Annotated in this window: 13 protein-coding genes; 1 reads left to right on the plus strand and 12 read right to left on the minus strand. The window is 62.6% G+C overall.

Annotated features, from left to right (window positions below; translation table 11 throughout):
• Nucleotides 1–41: 41 nt before the first annotated feature.
• From NKI64_RS05345 to NKI64_RS05400, 12 genes are all read right to left on the minus strand, one after another.
• Nucleotides 42–506 carry an NfeD family protein gene (locus NKI64_RS05345; protein ID WP_023701036.1) on the minus strand — a complete coding sequence of 155 codons (465 nt, stop codon included), beginning with the start codon at nt 504–506 and terminating at the stop codon, nt 42–44.
• A 96-nt stretch (nt 507–602) separates the two neighbouring features.
• The gene (locus NKI64_RS05350; protein ID WP_023701037.1) at nt 603–1,553 is read right to left on the minus strand and encodes an SPFH domain-containing protein; all 951 of its coding nucleotides are present in this window, start codon (nt 1,551–1,553) and stop codon (nt 603–605) included.
• A gap of 158 nt (nt 1,554–1,711) precedes the next feature.
• Nucleotides 1,712–2,776 carry a ferrochelatase gene (gene hemH / locus NKI64_RS05355; protein WP_023686407.1) on the minus strand — a complete coding sequence of 355 codons (1,065 nt, stop codon included), beginning with the start codon at nt 2,774–2,776 and terminating at the stop codon, nt 1,712–1,714.
• A gap of 155 nt (nt 2,777–2,931) precedes the next feature.
• Complete coding sequence (locus NKI64_RS05360) at nt 2,932–4,959, minus strand: 5'-nucleotidase C-terminal domain-containing protein (RefSeq protein WP_352666864.1); 2,028 nt, start codon at nt 4,957–4,959, stop codon at nt 2,932–2,934.
• A gap of 197 nt (nt 4,960–5,156) precedes the next feature.
• Nucleotides 5,157–5,534, minus strand: a complete 378-nt coding sequence (locus NKI64_RS05365) for an Omp10 family outer membrane lipoprotein (protein WP_023683250.1) — start codon at nt 5,532–5,534, stop codon at nt 5,157–5,159.
• Nucleotides 5,535–5,722: 188 nt separating this feature from the next.
• On the minus strand, nt 5,723–7,168 hold the full coding sequence (locus NKI64_RS05370; protein ID WP_352666867.1) for a homospermidine synthase: 1,446 nt from the start codon (nt 7,166–7,168) through the stop codon (nt 5,723–5,725).
• Nucleotides 7,169–7,297: 129 nt separating this feature from the next.
• The gene (locus NKI64_RS05375) at nt 7,298–8,536 is read right to left on the minus strand and encodes a hypothetical protein (protein ID WP_023691758.1); all 1,239 of its coding nucleotides are present in this window, start codon (nt 8,534–8,536) and stop codon (nt 7,298–7,300) included.
• Nucleotides 8,537–8,538: 2 nt separating this feature from the next.
• Nucleotides 8,539–9,462, minus strand: a complete 924-nt coding sequence (locus NKI64_RS05380; protein WP_023814612.1) for a heme-dependent oxidative N-demethylase family protein — start codon at nt 9,460–9,462, stop codon at nt 8,539–8,541.
• A gap of 52 nt (nt 9,463–9,514) precedes the next feature.
• Nucleotides 9,515–10,177, minus strand: a complete 663-nt coding sequence (locus NKI64_RS05385; protein WP_031199162.1) for an aminotransferase class IV family protein — start codon at nt 10,175–10,177, stop codon at nt 9,515–9,517.
• Entirely contained in the window at nt 10,126–11,271 is a 1,146-nt protein-coding gene (locus tag NKI64_RS05390) for an aminodeoxychorismate synthase component I (RefSeq protein WP_352666871.1), read from the minus strand. Before NKI64_RS05390 ends, NKI64_RS05385 begins: the two co-directional genes overlap by 52 nt.
• A 163-nt stretch (nt 11,272–11,434) precedes the next feature.
• Nucleotides 11,435–12,151, minus strand: a complete 717-nt coding sequence (locus NKI64_RS05395) for a helix-hairpin-helix domain-containing protein (RefSeq protein ID WP_352666874.1) — start codon at nt 12,149–12,151, stop codon at nt 11,435–11,437.
• 412 nt (nt 12,152–12,563) lie between these two features.
• A complete protein-coding gene (locus NKI64_RS05400) occupies nt 12,564–14,402 on the minus strand; it encodes a M3 family oligoendopeptidase (RefSeq protein ID WP_352666877.1) in 1,839 nt (612 codons plus the stop codon).
• 145 nt (nt 14,403–14,547) lie between these two features.
• Between NKI64_RS05400 and NKI64_RS05405 the strand changes: the two genes are divergently transcribed.
• Nucleotides 14,548–16,086, plus strand: coding sequence for a sigma-54-dependent transcriptional regulator (locus NKI64_RS05405; RefSeq protein ID WP_023671940.1), 1,539 nt, complete (start codon nt 14,548–14,550; stop codon nt 16,084–16,086).
• Nucleotides 16,087–16,289: the final 203 nt, after the last annotated feature.

Below are 16,289 nucleotides of genomic sequence, written 5' to 3' on the forward strand. Positions count from 1 at the left end.
CCTGATTTTCCGGATCGAAAGCGCCATGCGCTTTCGAAATGTCAAACAGCCTCGACGGTCAGTTCCAGATCGGTGTCGGCCGAACTGACGACGCGCACCTGCGTGCCGGCCGGCAGGTCGGGACCGGAGACGCGCCACAGCGTGTCGCCGAGCTTGATGCGGCCGCGACCGTCCTTGATCGGCTCGGCCAGCGTTGCCATCCTGCCGACCAACTGCGCGCCGCGCCGGTTGAGCAGCGGCTGATCACTCGGGACATTACGCCCGCCGACTAGTTTCTTGCCGACGAAGGCCGAGACCAGCGACAGCGCCAAGAAGGCGAGGACCTGGACTTCCCAGGCCCAGAAGCTTGCGTCCCAGATGAGCAGGGAAATCACACCGATTACCAATGCGGCGATGCCGATCCACAGCATGAATATTCCTGGCGCGATGACCTCCATCACCAGGAGGACGAAGCCCAGAACCATCCAGTTCCACGGACCAAGTTCGGAAATGATGCGGTCAAACATGGGCGTGCGCTCCTACTTCCTGTGGAGCATGATCTTTTCCGAAAACCGGTTCCCACTTTTCGGGATCATGCTCGCGACCTCAGTTCTCGTCAGGTCTCAGTTCTCATTCGGGCGAACCACCGGAGGGCGGCCTGCCTGCCTGGCGGCGCCGGCGGTGCCTTCGCTGCGGAACACCTCCCTGGCGATCTCGCTTATGCCGCCGAGCGTGCCGATCAGCGCCGAGGCTTCCATCGGCATCAGCACGACCTTGCTGTTGTTGGCGGTACCGATCTTGCCCATCGCTTCGGTGTATTTGAGCGCCACGAAGTAGTTGAGTGCCTGCACGTCGCCCTTGGAGATGGCTTCCGATACAACCTGGGTGGCTCGCGCTTCGGCCTCGGCCGAGCGTTCGCGTGCCTCGGCGTCGCGGAAGGCGGCTTCCTTGCGGCCTTCGGCCTCGAGGATCTGCGACTGCTTGAGGCCTTCGGCGGCGAGGATCTGTGCACGCTTGTTACGTTCGGCCGTCATCTGACGACCCATCGATTCGATGAGGTTGGCCGGCGGATTGATATCCTTGATCTCGACGCGGGTGATCTTGATGCCCCACGGATGCGCCGCTTCGTCGACGACGCGCAGCAGGCGCTCGTTGATGGCGTCGCGGTTCGACAGCAATTCGTCGAGGTCCATCGAGCCCATGACGGTACGGATGTTGGTCATCGTCAAATTGAGAATGGCGTTCTCCAGGCCGGCGACCTGGTAGGCGGCCTGCGCCGCATTGAGGATCTGGTAGAAGGCGATGCCGTCGACGCCGACAATGGCGTTGTCGCGCGTGATGATTTCCTGGCTCGGAACGTCGAGCACCTGCTCCATCATGTTCATCTTGGCGCCGATGCGGTCGACGAACGGCACGATGAGGTTGAGGCCGGGGCTTAGTGTTTTGGTGTAACGGCCAAAGCGCTCCACCGTATAATTATAGCCTTGCGGGATTGTCCGGATGCCTTTGATAAGAAGCACCAATACCAGAAAGGCAAGCGCACCAATCGCAATACCGAAACCACTGAAGTCCATTTGAATCTCCCTCAGATGCCGGCCATGGCGTTGATTCCATGCAACCGACTTCACCAAACACTTAGGTGTGTTTCAATAATGTTACAATCAGGTGATCGTTGATTATTGGTGCATGGAATAGCGCAACTGCGGCGATCGATCGCCGCAACGTGGCGGCCTCAGACCCAGCCCGACAGCTCGCGCCGCACCATCGCCTCGATCACCGCCATGCCTTCTGCACTGTCGTTGAGGCACGGGATGTGGGCGAATTTCTCGCCGCCGGCGTGATGGAAGGTCTCGGCCGCCTCGCGGCCGATTTCGTCCAGCGTCTCGATGCAGTCGACGGAAAAGCCTGGGTTGACGATGGCGATCGATTTCACGCCGTCCTTCGCCAGTTTCTCGACCGTCTTGTCGGTGTAGGGCTGCAGCCATTCCTGGGCGCCGAAGCGCGACTGGAAGGTGATGATCAGCTTCTTTTCATCCCACCCCAGTCGTTCACGCAACAGCCGTGTCGTCTTCTGGCAGTGGCAGTGATAGGGATCGCCCTTCTCGAAATAGGGCTTCGGGATGCCGTGATAGGAGGTGATGACCACCTCGGGCTCGAAGTCTAGCGTTGCCAGATGCCGTTCGATCGAATGGGCGAGCGCCTCGATGTAGACCGGCTCGTCATAGTAGGGCGGAACACTGCGCACGGCAGGCGCGCGGCGCATCTTCATCAAGGCGCGAAACAGCTGGTCGTTGGCGGTCGCGGTGGTGGTCGCTGAGTATTGCGGGTAGAGTGGGAACGACAGGATGCGGTCGCAGCCTTGCTCGACCAGCCTTTGAGCGACGCTCGCGGTCGAGGGGTTGCCGTAGCGCATCGCCCAGTCGACCACGACATCGGGTAGGTCGATGAGCGCTGCGGCCAGCTTTTCGCCCTGCGCGCGGGTGTAGGTGCGCAGCGGCGACTCGTTCCTCTCGCGGTTCCATATCCTGGCGTAATTGGCGCCGGACTTCTTCGGTCTGGTGGTCAGCACCAAGCCGTAGAGGATCGGATACCAGATCGCCTTGTTGAGTTCGATGACGCGCGGATCGGACAGGAATTCGCGGAGATAGCGCCACATCGGCTTGAAATCGGTACCGTCCGGCGTGCCGAGATTGACCAACATGACGCCGATCTTGCCTGCCTTTACCGGCGGATGTCCGGCCGGCAGCGGGTCGAGCGCTTTCGCGGCTTTGGGGTCGACAGGCGTGGAAAGCGTCATGAAGGTCTCCCGACACCGCGAAACCGACGATGTCGGGCGAACCTAGCGATGTGGCGCGAGTTTTCAATGCCGCGTCTGGCCGCACCTTACCCTGAAAGCCAAAAACCCGTCCGGTTACCCGGACGGGTTTTGCTGGTCGCAAGTGCGAAGCGAGGTTACTTCGCCGGAATGGTCAAGGTCGCGCCGACAGGAAGCCGGCGTGGTTCGTAGCCTTTGTTGGCCTCGGAGATCACCTTCCACTTGGCGCCGTCGCCGTAGGCCTTCTTGGCGAGATCCCAATAGGTATCGCCGGCGACGATGACATGGCTGGCTTCGGCCGGGGCGGCGTCAGCCGGCTTTGCCGGAGCAGGTGCGGCTTCGGCCGGTTTTGCCGGTTCGGCCGGAGCCGGCGTTGCCGGGGCGGTTTCCGCCGGGACAGTCGGCGGCGTGGTGGTGATGTCGCCGGAGCCTGCCGGCAATGCGGGCATCGCCGGCTCCGCCGGTGCAGCCTCGGCCGGTTTTGCCGGTTCCTCTGGAGCAGGTGCCGGTTCGGCTGGTTTTGCCGGCTCGGCGGCCGGGGCAGCCGCTACGGTTGCCGCGACCTCGGTGATGCGGCCGTCGAGCTTCGGCGTATAGGGCCGGTGCGCCGCGAGATAGTCGGCAACCACCTGTTCGAGGCCGGGGCCGTAATCGTAGGCGTTCTTGGCCTTCTCGGCGAAGACCTTGTAGCCGTCGCCGCCCTGGCGGACGTAATTGTTGGTGGCGACCAGATAGTCCTTGTCCGGATTGATCGGCGCCCAGGCACCGTTCTGCATCACCTCGACCGACTTGACTCGGCCGGCATTGGGCGCGACCGACTTGTCGAAGGAGTATTTGAGACCTGCCACCTGCGGGAAGCGGCCGCCGCCGTCCTCGACCTGGCTGACGCCGTTTTCCAGCCCGGCAACCAGATCCTTGCCGGAAATCTGGAAGGTCGCCAGCGTGTTCTGGAAAGGCAGCACGGTCAGCACCTCGCCCATGGTGACGGTGCCCTTGTCGATCGAAGCACGCAGGCCGCCGCCATTGGAGACGACGATCTCGACGCCCTGTCCCTTGACGCGGTCGAGAATGGCGTCGGAGACGAGATTGCCCATCGCGCATTCCTTGGTGCGGCAGCTTTCGCGGCTGCCGTCGATGGCCTCGGTGGTCTCGGCCACTTCCTTGTTCTTCAGCGCCTCGATCGGCGCGCCGAGCTCCTTGATGCGGGCAAGAACGGCCGGATCGGGGATGATCGACTTGTCGAGGAAGATCGGGTCGCCGCTGGCTTCCTTGACGTTGCCGTTGTCGTCGAACACGACCTTGAATTCGCCGAGATATTTCGAATAGGACGCGGCCTGCACGACAGGCACCTTGGAGCCGTCGGGGTTGTCGACCATCGTCGGATAGGGGCCTTCCCCCTTCGGGTCGGTGTTGGACAGAAGCGAATGGCTGTGGCCGCCGACCACCACATCTATGCCCGGGATCTTGGCGATGACATCGCGCTCGCGCCTGTAGCCGATATGGGTGACGGCAATTATCTTGTTGACGCCTTGCGCCTTCAGCTTCTCGACCTCGGCGGTGATCGACTTGACGTCGTCCTCGATGGTAATGTTGGGGCCGGGAGAGGCGAGTTCCGGTGTGTCGTTGGTCACGGCGCCGACAATGCCGATCTTCTGGCCGCCGACCTCAAGCACAATCGACGGCTTGATCTTGGCTGCGGCGCCGGACTTGTCGTTGGGCACGACATTGGCGCTGACGATCGGGAACTTCGCCTTGTCGAGATAAGGCACCAGCGCGCTCTCGCCATCGTCGAATTCGTGGTTGCCGAGCGTCACCGCGTCGGGCTTGATCTGATTGAGGAATTCCTCCTCCGCCGTGCCCTTGTAGGTGATGTAGAACAGCGATCCCTGAAAGCTGTCGCCGGCATTGAGCAGCAGCACGTTCTGGCCTTCGAGCTTCTTGCGCTCCTGTGCGATCGCGGTGACCAGCCGGCCGGCGCCGCCGATGCACTCACCCTTGGTCTCTTCCTCGGCCGAGCAGGTCGACTCGTATTTGTTGTTGCCTTCGATGCGGCTGTGCCAATCGTTGAAATGCAGGATGTTCAACGTGTAGTCGGCAAAGGATGGTGCGGCCGACAGGCCGAGTGTCGAGGCAGAGAGGGCGGCAATGGCGGCGAGCTTCTTCATCTTCGTCTCCCGGATATGATCAAAGGCGTTTAACGCTCTTGCCCGACTGCAGGATAACAGCCAGCATTTCGGGTATGTTCACATCGCGGTTGTGGCGATGCAAGAAGAATCAGGGCGGATAACCGGCATCGGTTTGCCGGCATAAAAAAGGCGGCGGCATCGCGCCGCCGCCATCCGCAAAGCCGCATGGGAAAGGTTCAGCCGCGCCTGGTCAGCACGAAGTTCTGCCCGGCGGAGCTGGTGCAATTCAGCTGGTTTATGGACACCAGCAGGCAGTTGAAAGCGATTGGCTGCTGCCGGATCAGCGAGGTTCCGTTGATCTCGACCGAGGTGGCGCCGGTCTTGGTGTAGCTGCCGTCAGCGAATTTCTCACCGGTCTCCGCCGAAACGGTGGTGAAGACGCCGCCGTTCAATGTCGAGACCGCCTTGCCTTCGGCGTTCAGCCATGAGCCTTCGACGCCTCGCGCCTGCGATGAGATCGGTGGCCCGTCGGAGCCGCCGGTGGTGCAGGCGGCAAGCATCGTCGCAAGAGCGCCCGCCGCGCCCGCAGAAAGAATTTTGCGCGCAATCGTCATATCAAATCCTCTCCTGACGCATCGGCCCAATCGTCAAACGACGTTTTGGAGCACACGATGTGCGTGGCCTCAAGTTTCCAGAGCCGTCCCTCGCGCGTCCAAATGGATGCACACTGCTCTCGTCCGCATCCCTTCAATCGCCCGATTTCCGGGCGATTGCAAGGCAGTGGGGCAGGGGTATGGAACCGCTATCGAACGAGGATGTTGCGGAATTGCCACGGGTCGCTTTTGTCGAGGTCCTCGGGAAACAGGCCCGGACGGTTATCGAGCGGCGTCCAGTCGGTGTAGTAGCCCTTGACCGGTCCGAGATACTGGGACTGCACTTCCAGGCAGCGCTTGTAGTCCATCTCGTCGGCCTCGACGATGCCGGCCTCCGGGTTTTCCAGCGCCCAGACCATGCCGGCGAGCACGGCCGAGGTGACCTGCATGCCGGTAGCGTTCTGGTAGGGCGCCAGCTTGCGGGCTTCGGCCAGCGACAGCTGCGAACCGTACCAGTAGGCGTTCTTGGCATGGCCGTAGAGCAGCACGCCAAGCTCGTCGACGCCGTCGACCAGTTCGTTTTCGTCAAGCACATGGTGGACCGGCTGCGGCTTGCCGGCAGCGCCGAACATTTCGTGCAGCGACAGCACGGCGTCGTTGCAGGGGTGATAGGCATAGTGGCAGGTCGGGCGGTATTGCACCTTGCCCTTCTTACCGCGCACGGTGAAGAAGTCGGCGATCGAGATCGCCTCATTATGCGTCACCAGGAAACCGTATTGCGCGCCCGGCGTCGGGCACCAGGAGCGCACGCGGGTGTTGGCGCCGGGCTGTTCGAGATAGATCGCAGCCTTGGAGCCATGCTTGTGCTCCTTGCCGTTCTTCGGCATCCATCTCTCATGCGTGCCCCAGCCGAGCTCGGCCGGCTGCAGCCCTTCCGAGATGAAACCTTCGACCGACCAGGTGTTCCAGAACACGTTCATCGGCTTCGGCTTCTTGGTGCGCTGGGTGTCGCGCTCGGCGATGTGGATGCCCTTGACGCCGGCCTTCTTCATCAGCTTCGCCCAGCCGTCACGGTCGTCCTGCGCGGGTTCGGGAAACTCGAGGCCGAGGTCGCCGGCAAGGTTCAGCAGCGCCTGCTTGACGAACCACGAGACCATGCCCGGATTGGCGCCACAGGTCGAAACCGCGGTAGCGCCGCCGGGCTTGTCGTGCTTCTCCTTGATCAAGGCTTCGCGCAGCGCGTAGTTGGTGCGGCTGGCATTGTCGGCCTTGGCGTCGAAATAGAAGCCGAGCCACGGCTCGACGACGGTGTCGATGTAGAGCACGCCGAGCTTGCGGCAGAGCCGCATCAGGTCGACCGAGCCGGTATCGACCGACAGATTGATGCAAAAGCCCTGGCCGCCACCATTGGTCAAAAGCGGCGTCAGCAGTTTCTTGTAGTTTTTCTCGGTCACGTGCTCCTGCACGAAGGCGATGCCGCGCTCGTCGAGCAGCTTGCGGTCGGTGTCGAGCGGGTCGATGACCGTCATGCGCGACTTGTCGAATTTGAAATGGCGCTCGATCAGAGGCAGCGTTCCCCGTCCGATCGAACCAAAGCCGATCATCACGACAGGGCCGGTGATTTCACCGTAAACGGGCCAGTTTTCATTCGCCATTTTATCGAGCACTCCTTCAAGCAACGCGCCAAAACGGCCGTTCGACCGCCGCGCGACAAACCATAGATCATTGTCACAATAAAGCGAAAAGCAGGGATAAGGTTAGTTCCCGACGGCGCAGATGCGCGCCTACGGTTCGAGCAGTTTCGCGAATTCCGGTGTGAACAGCGCTTGTGCTTCGGAGACCGGCATTTCAACGAGATCGTCGCCGCAAGCCTGGATGACGTTGGGCAAACCTTGCAGCCCGAAGACCAGAACCTGCCTGTCGCCATCGCGCTTCAGGCTGGCGCCGAGATAGTCGCTGATCAAATCGTCGATGCCGCATTCGGCCTCGTAATCCACCTCGGTCTGGTCGCTTGGCTTCTTGCGGTTTTCCCTGACGAAGGCGGCCAGCGAGGGGCCTGGCTTGCCGTCGCCCGTATCGGAAAACATGTCCTGAAGGGTAAGCAAGGCGCCACGGCGCACGTCCATGACATAGGCGTCGGAATAGTTGTTCGGATGCGCACCGCCGCAATAGAGGCTGCCGGATTCCGACCAGCTCATCAGCTTCGGCGTCAATGACGTCACTTTGGACGTCGTGTCTTCGTAGCCGCCAAGCGAATCGTCATCCATGCCCTCCATCGGTGGTCCATCGTGGAAGCCGGCGTATTGCAGCGCCGCGCAGGTCAAGGCGCTGAGGCTGTCATGCCAATGGCGGTTCTGCAGCAAGGCATTGGCGGCTTCGATCGGCGCGCCGCCGGCGAGATCGACGATGCGCGGCCTGGCGAATTTGGTGCGTGGATCGGTGACATAGTTGTAGGCTGCATCCGGCCAACCTTCCTTGGCGTCTGCCTCGGGCGCGAAATCCAGCTTGAGATAGTCGTAGGGCGATGCCGCCATGGTGATCGGCGCATCGTCACCCGAGAATGTCATGTCGGTGAAATCATAAAGATCGCGTGGCGTCGTCGCCGGCGTCTCCGTCTGGGCACGGCTGGCGATCCTTGTCAGCTTCAGCGGCAGGGTCTTTTTGGCCGTCCAGGTGCCTTCCAGCGTCTTGCCATTGTCGGCGGAACTCAATCGCCAGACGGCGCCGATGGGTGGAGCCTGGCCGTCGCCGCACTTCTTGGCATCGCAGGCTTCTTCCTCGGCCAATTGAAAGGTGGCGCCCTTGCTCGACTTCGCCTGCAGAGGAATATCGACGCCCTTGGAGCGGTAGAAATAGCGGCCCGCCAGTGCCTCTCCAGCCGTCGCCGGATCACCGGTAAACTCGACGACGATGTCGATGTTGCCGAGCTTCCCCGCATAGGTCACCGGTTCCGCATGCGCTGTTGCCGGCAACGCCAGCAATGCACCGAGCAGGACGGCTAGCTTCAGAACATGTCGGATCATCGTCACTCCTGAGCCATGGTTTGCAGGCGTTGCACCAGCCGGTCACGGTCTGATGTCATCCCCTTGTAGTCGAGTTGAGCCTCATCCAGCGCCTGCAATTGCGCCGCGAAAGAGGCGGCAAGCGTTGCCCGGTCGGGATGCCGCGCCAGCACTTTCAGCGGGTCGAGATGGATGCGGATGGTGAACAGGATGTCGCGCGAGACGGGGAGCTTGCGCAGCGTCTGGCGCTCGACGCGGATGAAGGCGTGGGCGTTGACGTCGCCGTCGGGAAATCGCGAGGGGCGGTTGGTGGCGCGGTCGATGCGCTCGACATTGGAGAGCGGATGATAGAGCGCGTCGTCGGCCTGGATCGACCAGTTGAAGCGTTCGACAGCCTGACCCTGCAGGCCGTCGAACATGCGGTTGATGAGCTCGGCCGGCCTGGTGCCCGGACCGAAGCCCGGCACCGGTGCGTGGATCTGCTGCAGCGGCCGGCCGAATTTTTCGACCAGCGACCAGGATGACGGGAAACACAGCGAGCCGGCGGCGAGCCGCCAGCCGGTGTCGTCACGGCGCATCAGGATCAGGTCTTCCTGGACGAGCAGCGACGCTGCGACCAGCGGGGCATCGGGGAAGGTGGCGTCAGAGTCGGCTTTGGCGCCAATGACCTCAACCCCGGCATTGGTGCGCCGGTACATCCCGGGAAATGTCGACAGCAGATGTGCTTCGATGAGGCCGCGCACTTCGCGCTGGGCGTCGCGCGTGCCGTCTTCCTCGACAAACACCTTGTCGGGAATTTCGGCATACAGCCGGCGCTTTTCGGCGAGATGGTCGAAGAGATACCGGTCGACCTCGATCCACTTGTCGAGTTCGAGCGGCTTCAGCCCGATGGTGAAGAGCTTTGAGGAGCCATCATAGGGCGTGTGCGTGGGCTGACGAGAATTCATGCTTCGCTAGAAAGTGTCCAATGCCGGCGGTTATTCTCGCAGCCGCTTCGTATCAGGCCAATGTTGCCGGGATCAAGCCGCGCAGAGAATTGCCGACGAACAGTGTTTTGGCGGATTTCAACTCGTCATAGCTGTAGATCGCCTCCTGGGCGCGCCCTTCGTCCAGCAGCTCGGCGCGCAATACGCCAGGCAGCAGGCCGCAGTCGAGCCTGGGTGTCATCAGCATGCCATCACCGAAATCGGCGAAGACGTTGGTGATGGTGCCTTCGCAGATTTCACTGCGCTCATTTGCGAGCAACACTTCGTCGGCCTGGGTGATCAGATATTCGGAGCGGGCGTGAGTGTAGACTTGCCGCCGGCCGGTCTTGTGGCGCAGCAGCGTGTCGGTGGAGGAGAGCCGCACCCGTGCCAGCTGCAGCCGCCAGACCTTGTCGGCGGCGAACGGCTCATAGGGCTGGACCGAGGCGGTCACTTCGCCATTGCGCTGCAGGACGAGCCGGGTGCGCAGCGCCTTTTGCTGCGCCCCGATAGTATTCGCCAGCACCTCGCCGATCCGCTGCGGATCGCAGGCAAAGCCGAGTTCTTCCGCCGAGCCGTAAAGGCGCGCGAGATGGCGTTCGAAGCGCAGAAAGCCCTGGCCGGGCTCCCAGCGCATGGTCTCGATCAGCTCGAAATCGGCGGTGTCCCCGTCGCGAAGCGCGCCTTCAGCAGACACTCCTGATACTCCTCTTGCGCCGTCGAATCGAAGACGACGCCGCCGCCGACATTGTAAACGGCCTCGCCACTGGAAAAGAGCGATATAGTGCGGATCGCCACCGAAAAGCGCATCATGCCGCCAGGCGCGATCCAGCCGATGGCGCCGCAATAGACGTCGCGCGGTGTGTCTTCCAGCTCGTGCAGGATTTCCATCGCGCGGATTTTCGGCGCGCCGGTGATCGAGCCACAGGGAAACAGCGCGCCAAAGATTTGGCGGATGCCGAGATCAGGCAGAAGCTTCGCCCGCACACGGCTCACCATCTGATGGACGGTCGGGTAGCTCTCGATGCGGAACAGTTCCGGCACTTCCAGCGTGCCGACCTCGCTGATCAGCGAGATGTCATTGCGCAGGAGATCGACGATCATCCGGTTCTCGGCCTGGTTCTTTTCGTCGCTGCGCAAGAAGGACTTCAACCGCGCGTCCTCGGCCTTGGTCGCGCCGCGCGGTGCGGTACCCTTCATCGGATGGGTTTCGATCATGCCTTCGGCATTGATCTCGAAGAACAGCTCGGGCGAACGCGACAAGACGATGGGATCGCCGAGCGAAATCAGCGCGCCATACTTGACCGGCTGGCGTCCTGTCAGTGCGTCGAAGGCAGCAACCGGATCGCCCGACCATTGGGCACGGACCGGAAAGGTCAGGTTGCCTTGGTAGCAGTCGCCCTTGCGGATGTGGTCGTGAAGGCGCGCGAAGCGTTTGGCGTAGTCCTGAGCGGACCAACTGGCCCTGGCGTCGAAGATGGGGCCATTGGTGGCCGGCGCATCGTTGCGCGGCACGGCCTCTTCGGCCGGAGCATCGAAGACACCCAGACAAACCAATGGCGCGCGCCGGCCTTCAGGCAGCAGCGGCACGAGTTTCGGTTCGAGCAGATAGCCCGCTTCGTAGGAGAAATAGCCGGCCAGCCATTTGCCGGCATCGCTCGCCGCCTGCGCAGCCGCCAGCGCCGGCAGAAAATCCTTGGTATCATAGGCAATGATGATGTCGGCCGGGTGGTCGAAGACCAACTGACGGCCGCTTTCATCGTTGCGGAAAATGGCAGAGGGCAGGGGCATGGGGCTCGGGTACTGCGGTCGATGACGCCAGAACCGCTCTATATGGGGGCCGGGCGGCGTGCAATCGAGGGAGCGGCGTCGCAGGGCGCAAAGACAGTGGCGAATGCAAAAACAAAGACGGCGCCCGAGAGCGCCGCCTTCTGGTTATGTTGCCGATGACAGATCAGCTGTTGTTGGCGGTCCCGGCGCTCGGGAATTGTCGTGCGAACTCCTTTTCGTCGCCGGCGGCAAGCAGCTTGGCCTGCTCGACCCACTTTTCGCGAGCGATGCGGCCGTCGAAATTCAGCGTGTCCTCGATGCGCTTGACGTCGGCCGCGGTCCAGCCGGCGATCTGCGCGTAGGTCGTGACGCCAAGGCCCTTGAGCAGTTTGTCGTTGACCGGGCCGATACCGAGCAGGCGACGCAGATTGTCGGCCTTTCCAGCTGCCGGGGCGGCCTTCTTCGGGACGGCGGCGGGCTTTGAAGCCGCGGCTTTGGGCGCGGCCTTGGCGGCGGCAGGTTTGCTGGCCGCTGGTTTTGCGGCCGCGGATTTGGCCGCAGCTGGTTTGGCCGCGGCGGGTTTGGCGGGGGTCGGTTTCGCGGCCGGGGCGGACTTGGCCGTTGCCGCTGTCGATACCAGCGCGGCCGGCGCCGAACTTGAAGGCTTGGCGGATGGAGCTGATGCTTCACGCAGCCGGCGTTCGAGATCGGCGCGGGTCTTGCCGCAGGCGTCGAGTTCGCCAGTCAGGCGATCGGCGTCGGCGCGCAGTCTGTCACGCTCGCTGCGGGTGCGGTCGAGATCGCCGCGCAGGCTGTCGAGTTCGCCGCGCAGCCGGCCCCAGATAAACCAGCCAACCAACACACCTACAAGGAACGCCAGGACAATGTAAAAGAAGGTCATCGTCTCTCTCCAGTCGGATCCGTCCGCCGCCGTCCCAAGTCATGACCTTGGCAGATCGGATCATCCAATGTGGTTCGGCGGCTCAGGGAACAGCCGGTCTGTCGTCGAGTGTCGGCGTTCGGCTTTCCGCCCATTGCCAACCGTCGCTGTCGCATTCGTCAGACCGCTGCCATGGGCCGGGATACTGTCCGGCCTTAAGCCGCGCGCCCGGCTGAGCTTCAGTCGGAAAGCTATCATACGGCTTCGGGAAAGCTAACGGAATTTTCGCCGGAGAGTTATTCAAGAACAGGTATTTAGAACAAGAACAGAGCTGCCGTCACATGCATTCCGGCTAAACTGTTCTGCGATTCTGCAAAGTCGAGGCCGCTGCTGAACCTGCCACTCTGCGCCATCGGTCCAATGGGTGCGCGCATTAACTGTCGAGCGCTTCCAACTCGTCGATCAGGCCGCCGATCACGCCAAGCCCGATCTGCCAGAAGGCGGGGTCGGTGGCGTCGAGGCCGAAGGGCGCGAGAAGCTCCGAGTGATGCTTGGTGCCGCCGGCGCGCAACATCTCGAAATACTTATCCTGGAAGCCATGCTCGGCGTTCTGGTAGACCGCGTAGAGCGAGTTCACCAGGCAGTCGCCAAAGGCATAGGCGTAGACGTAGAAGGGGGAGTGGACGAAGTGCGGGATGTAGGTCCAGAAGACCTCATAGCCCTCGCGCAGCTTGATCGCCGGCCCCAGGCTTTCGGCCTGCACCTCGAGCCAGAACTGGCCGAGCTTGTCGGAGGTCAGTTCGCCGTTCTTGCGCTCTGCATGCACCTTGCGTTCGAACTCGTAGAAGGCGATCTGGCGCACGACCGTGTTGATCATGTCCTCGACCTTCTGGGCGAGCATCGCCTTGCGCTCGCGCTTGTCGGTGGTCTGGTCGAGCAGCGAACGGAAGGTCAGCATCTCGCCGAACACCGAGGCCGTCTCGGCCAAAGTCAGCGGCGTCGAAGCCATCAGCGCGCCCTGGCCGCCGGCCAGCACCTGATGCACGCCGTGGCCGAGTTCATGCGCCAGTGTCATCACATCGCGCGGCTTGCCCATGTAGTTGAGCAGCACGTAAGGGTGCGCCGAAGGCACGGTCGGATGGGCGAAGGCGCCGGGCGATTTGCCGGGCCTGACCGGCGCGTCGATCCAGTTGCGGTCGAAGAAGGTGCGGGCGATCTGCGCCATGTCGGGGGAAAAGCGCTGATAGGCCGATAGCACAGTGTTCCTGGCATCATCCCAAGGAATCACCGCTTGCGGCGTTTCGGGCAAGGGCGCGTTGCGGTCCCAGTGGTTCATCACCTCCATGCCCAGCCAGCGCGCCTTCATCGCGTAGTAGCGATGAGACAGGCGCGGATAGGCCTCGCGCACGGCCGATGCCAGCGCGTCGACCACGCTGCGCTCGACACGGTTGGCGAGATGGCGTGAGTCGGCGATGTCCTCGAAGCCGCGCCAGCGGTCGGAAATCTCCTTGTCCTTGGCCAGCGTGTTGGTGATCAGCGTGAAGGTGCGCAGGCTCTTGCGGAAGCTTGTGGCCAGCGCTTCGGAGGCGCGGCGGCGGACCTCCCCATCGGCGTCCTGGAGGCGGTTCAGCGCCGGCTCCAGCGTCAGTTCCTCGCCGTCTATGTCGAAGCGCAGATCGGTCATCGTCTCGTCGAACAGCCGGTTCCAGGCACCGCGTCCGGTGATCGATTTCTCATGGAACAGCTGCTCGACCCGGTCCTCGAGCTGGTAGGGCTTGTCCATTCTGAGGTCGAGCACCCAGGGGCGGTAATGGGCAAAGCCGGCGTCGGCGGCGAGGGCTGCTTCGAGCGCCTTGTCGTCGATCAGGTTCAGCTCCAGCGCGAAGAACAAAAGATGCGCGCTGGCGTCGGTCATCTTCTCCTGGATGTCGCCATAGAGCTTTGCGCGCTGCGGATCGGCGGTGTTGCCGGCATAGATCAGGCCGGCATAGGAGACGATGCGGCCGATCAGTTCCTCCAGCGCCTCATAGGCTGTCAGCGCCTCGCCAAGCCTGCCGGCGCTGCCGCGCTCGGCCTCCGCAGCCAGCGTGCCCTTCCAGCGGTTCTCGAAGGCGACGGCATCGGCCGCCGCCTTGGCAAGGTCGCGCTTCAGTTCGGGTGCTTCCATGCCGGAATAGAGGTCGGCGAGATTCCATTCCGGCAGGTCGCCGAGTTCCGCCGCGCCCTGACCGGACGCTACCGCCGCAAGCTGCCGACCGAGAATCCTGCTCATCAACAATTACCTTCTGGAATCAAGGGGAAAGGACAAGCCGGTCAAATCCTAAGGAATTCGTTCACCGGGTTTTTTGAAACCTTGTTTAGAACCCTGTGCCAAGATGATCCATGGGAATTTCCCAGGCGGGCAACTCAAATCAGTCATGACAGGTTCCATTCTTATAGTCGATGACGATCCCGTGCAGCGCCGGCTGCTCGAGGCGGCGGTGACGAAATTCGGCCACAGCGCCATCGTTGCCGATGGCGGCGAGGCCGGTCTGAGCGCGCTTGACGGACCCAATGCGAGGGATATTTCGGCAGTCATCCTCGACCTTGTCATGCCGGGCCTCGACGGCATCGGCGTGCTGAAGGCGATGCGCGAGCGCGGCATCACTGTTCCCGTCATCGTGCAGACTGCGCAGGGCGGCATCGAAACGGTGGTTTCGGCGATGCGCCACGGCGCTTTCGATTTTGTCGTCAAGCCGGCGTCTCCCGACCGGCTGCAGACCGCGGTCGGCAACGCGCTCAAGGTCGAGGCGGTCGAGGACGAGGTCAAGCGCACGTCGCGGCGTCGCGGCGGCCACCTGACCTTCAAGGACATGATCACGCACAGCCCGGCGATGGACCGGGTGATCCGCCTCGGCCAGAAGGCTGCGGCCTCCAACATCCCGATCCTGATCGAGGGCGAATCGGGCGTCGGCAAGGAATTGGTGGCGCGCGCCATCCAGGGCAGCGGCGAACGCCGCACAAAGCCGTTCGTCACCGTCAATTGCGGCGCCATCCCCGACAATCTGGTCGAATCGATCCTGTTCGGTCACGAAAAAGGTTCGTTCACCGGCGCCACCGAAAAGCACACCGGCAAGTTCGTCGAGGCGCATTCGGGCACCCTGTTCCTGGATGAGATCGGCGACCTGCCGCTCGACGTGCAGGTCAAGCTGTTGCGCGCCGTGCAGGATGGCGAGGTCGATCCGGTCGGCGGCCGTTCCACCGTCAGGGTCGACATCAGGCTGATCTCGGCCACGCACCGCAACCTTCTGCAGCAGGTCAAGGACGGCAAGTTTCGCGAGGACCTGTTCTACCGGCTCAACGTTTACCCGATCGTCGTGCCGCCGCTGCGCGACCGCCGCGACGACATCCCCTATCTGGTCAAGCATTTCATGGACAAGGTGGCGCCGGCGGGCAATCGCCTGCACGGCATCTCGGATGCCGCACTGGCCATGCTGCAGGCCTATGATTGGCCGGGAAACATCAGGCAGCTGGAAAACGCCGTGTTCAGGGCCTCGGTGCTTGCCGAAGGCGATGTGCTCACGACTGACGAATTTCCGCAGATCCGGGCACAGGTCGACGGCACCGTCAATCTCGACGCCGATGCGTCCTTGTCGGACCCCGGCATGGCCTTGAGCACCGGATCGCAAGGCGATGGCGCGCAGACTGATGACGCCGGTACTGCAGCTGCCGAGCTCGCCCCTCCGGCCAGGTTGCTTCAGCGTTTCGGCACATTGAGGGCGCTGGACGAGCGTGGCAATGTGCGTGCGCTGGCCGATGTCGAACTCGAAATGATCAAGCTCGCCATCGACCATTACAACGGCCAGATGAGCGAGGTCGCACGGCGTCTCGGCATCGGCCGCTCGACGCTCTACCGCAAGCTCAAGGAATACGGCATCGACCCGGAAACCGGCCGCCTCGACCGCCTTGCCTCCTGAACGCCGAATTCCACAGCTTGCCAACGCAACGCCGGGACCAGCTTGCCATGCCACATCCGGCGCTGCATAAGGGGTTGGGGCGGGAATATGGCTGATGCGACGCCGTTGTTCACGCATTAAGGCCAGCGGTAACAGATCGTGTAGCGGGAAAAGGCTGAATCTTGATCTAAACCAGCAGTTTACCAAGAAATCCTGTGTATTAT

The organism is Mesorhizobium sp. M0478, assembly GCF_040321305.1.
Classification (GTDB): Bacteria; Pseudomonadota; Alphaproteobacteria; order Rhizobiales; family Rhizobiaceae; genus Mesorhizobium.

Excerpts from the sequence above, each read along its gene's own strand:
- NKI64_RS05350 (WP_023701037.1), bottom strand. The coding sequence starts at position 1,553 with ATGGACTTCAGTGGTTTCGGTATTGCGATTGGTGCGCTTGCCTTTCTG.
- NKI64_RS05370 (WP_352666867.1), bottom strand. The coding sequence starts at position 7,168 with ATGGCGAATGAAAACTGGCCCGTTTACGGTGAAATCACCGGCCCTGTC.
- NKI64_RS05375 (WP_023691758.1), bottom strand. The coding sequence starts at position 8,536 with ATGATCCGACATGTTCTGAAGCTAGCCGTCCTGCTCGGTGCATTGCTG.
- NKI64_RS05380 (WP_023814612.1), bottom strand. The coding sequence starts at position 9,462 with ATGAATTCTCGTCAGCCCACGCACACGCCCTATGATGGCTCCTCAAAG.
- NKI64_RS05360 (WP_352666864.1), bottom strand. The coding sequence starts at position 4,959 with ATGAAGAAGCTCGCCGCCATTGCCGCCCTCTCTGCCTCGACACTCGGC.
- NKI64_RS05365 (WP_023683250.1), bottom strand. The coding sequence starts at position 5,534 with ATGACGATTGCGCGCAAAATTCTTTCTGCGGGCGCGGCGGGCGCTCTT.
- NKI64_RS05390 (WP_352666871.1), bottom strand. The coding sequence starts at position 11,271 with ATGCCCCTGCCCTCTGCCATTTTCCGCAACGATGAAAGCGGCCGTCAG.
- NKI64_RS05405 (WP_023671940.1), top strand. The coding sequence starts at position 14,548 with ATGACAGGTTCCATTCTTATAGTCGATGACGATCCCGTGCAGCGCCGG.
- NKI64_RS05400 (WP_352666877.1), bottom strand. The coding sequence starts at position 14,402 with ATGAGCAGGATTCTCGGTCGGCAGCTTGCGGCGGTAGCGTCCGGTCAG.
- NKI64_RS05345 (WP_023701036.1), bottom strand. The coding sequence starts at position 506 with ATGTTTGACCGCATCATTTCCGAACTTGGTCCGTGGAACTGGATGGTT.
- hemH (WP_023686407.1), bottom strand. The coding sequence starts at position 2,776 with ATGACGCTTTCCACGCCTGTCGACCCCAAAGCCGCGAAAGCGCTCGAC.
- NKI64_RS05395 (WP_352666874.1), bottom strand. The coding sequence starts at position 12,151 with ATGACCTTCTTTTACATTGTCCTGGCGTTCCTTGTAGGTGTGTTGGTT.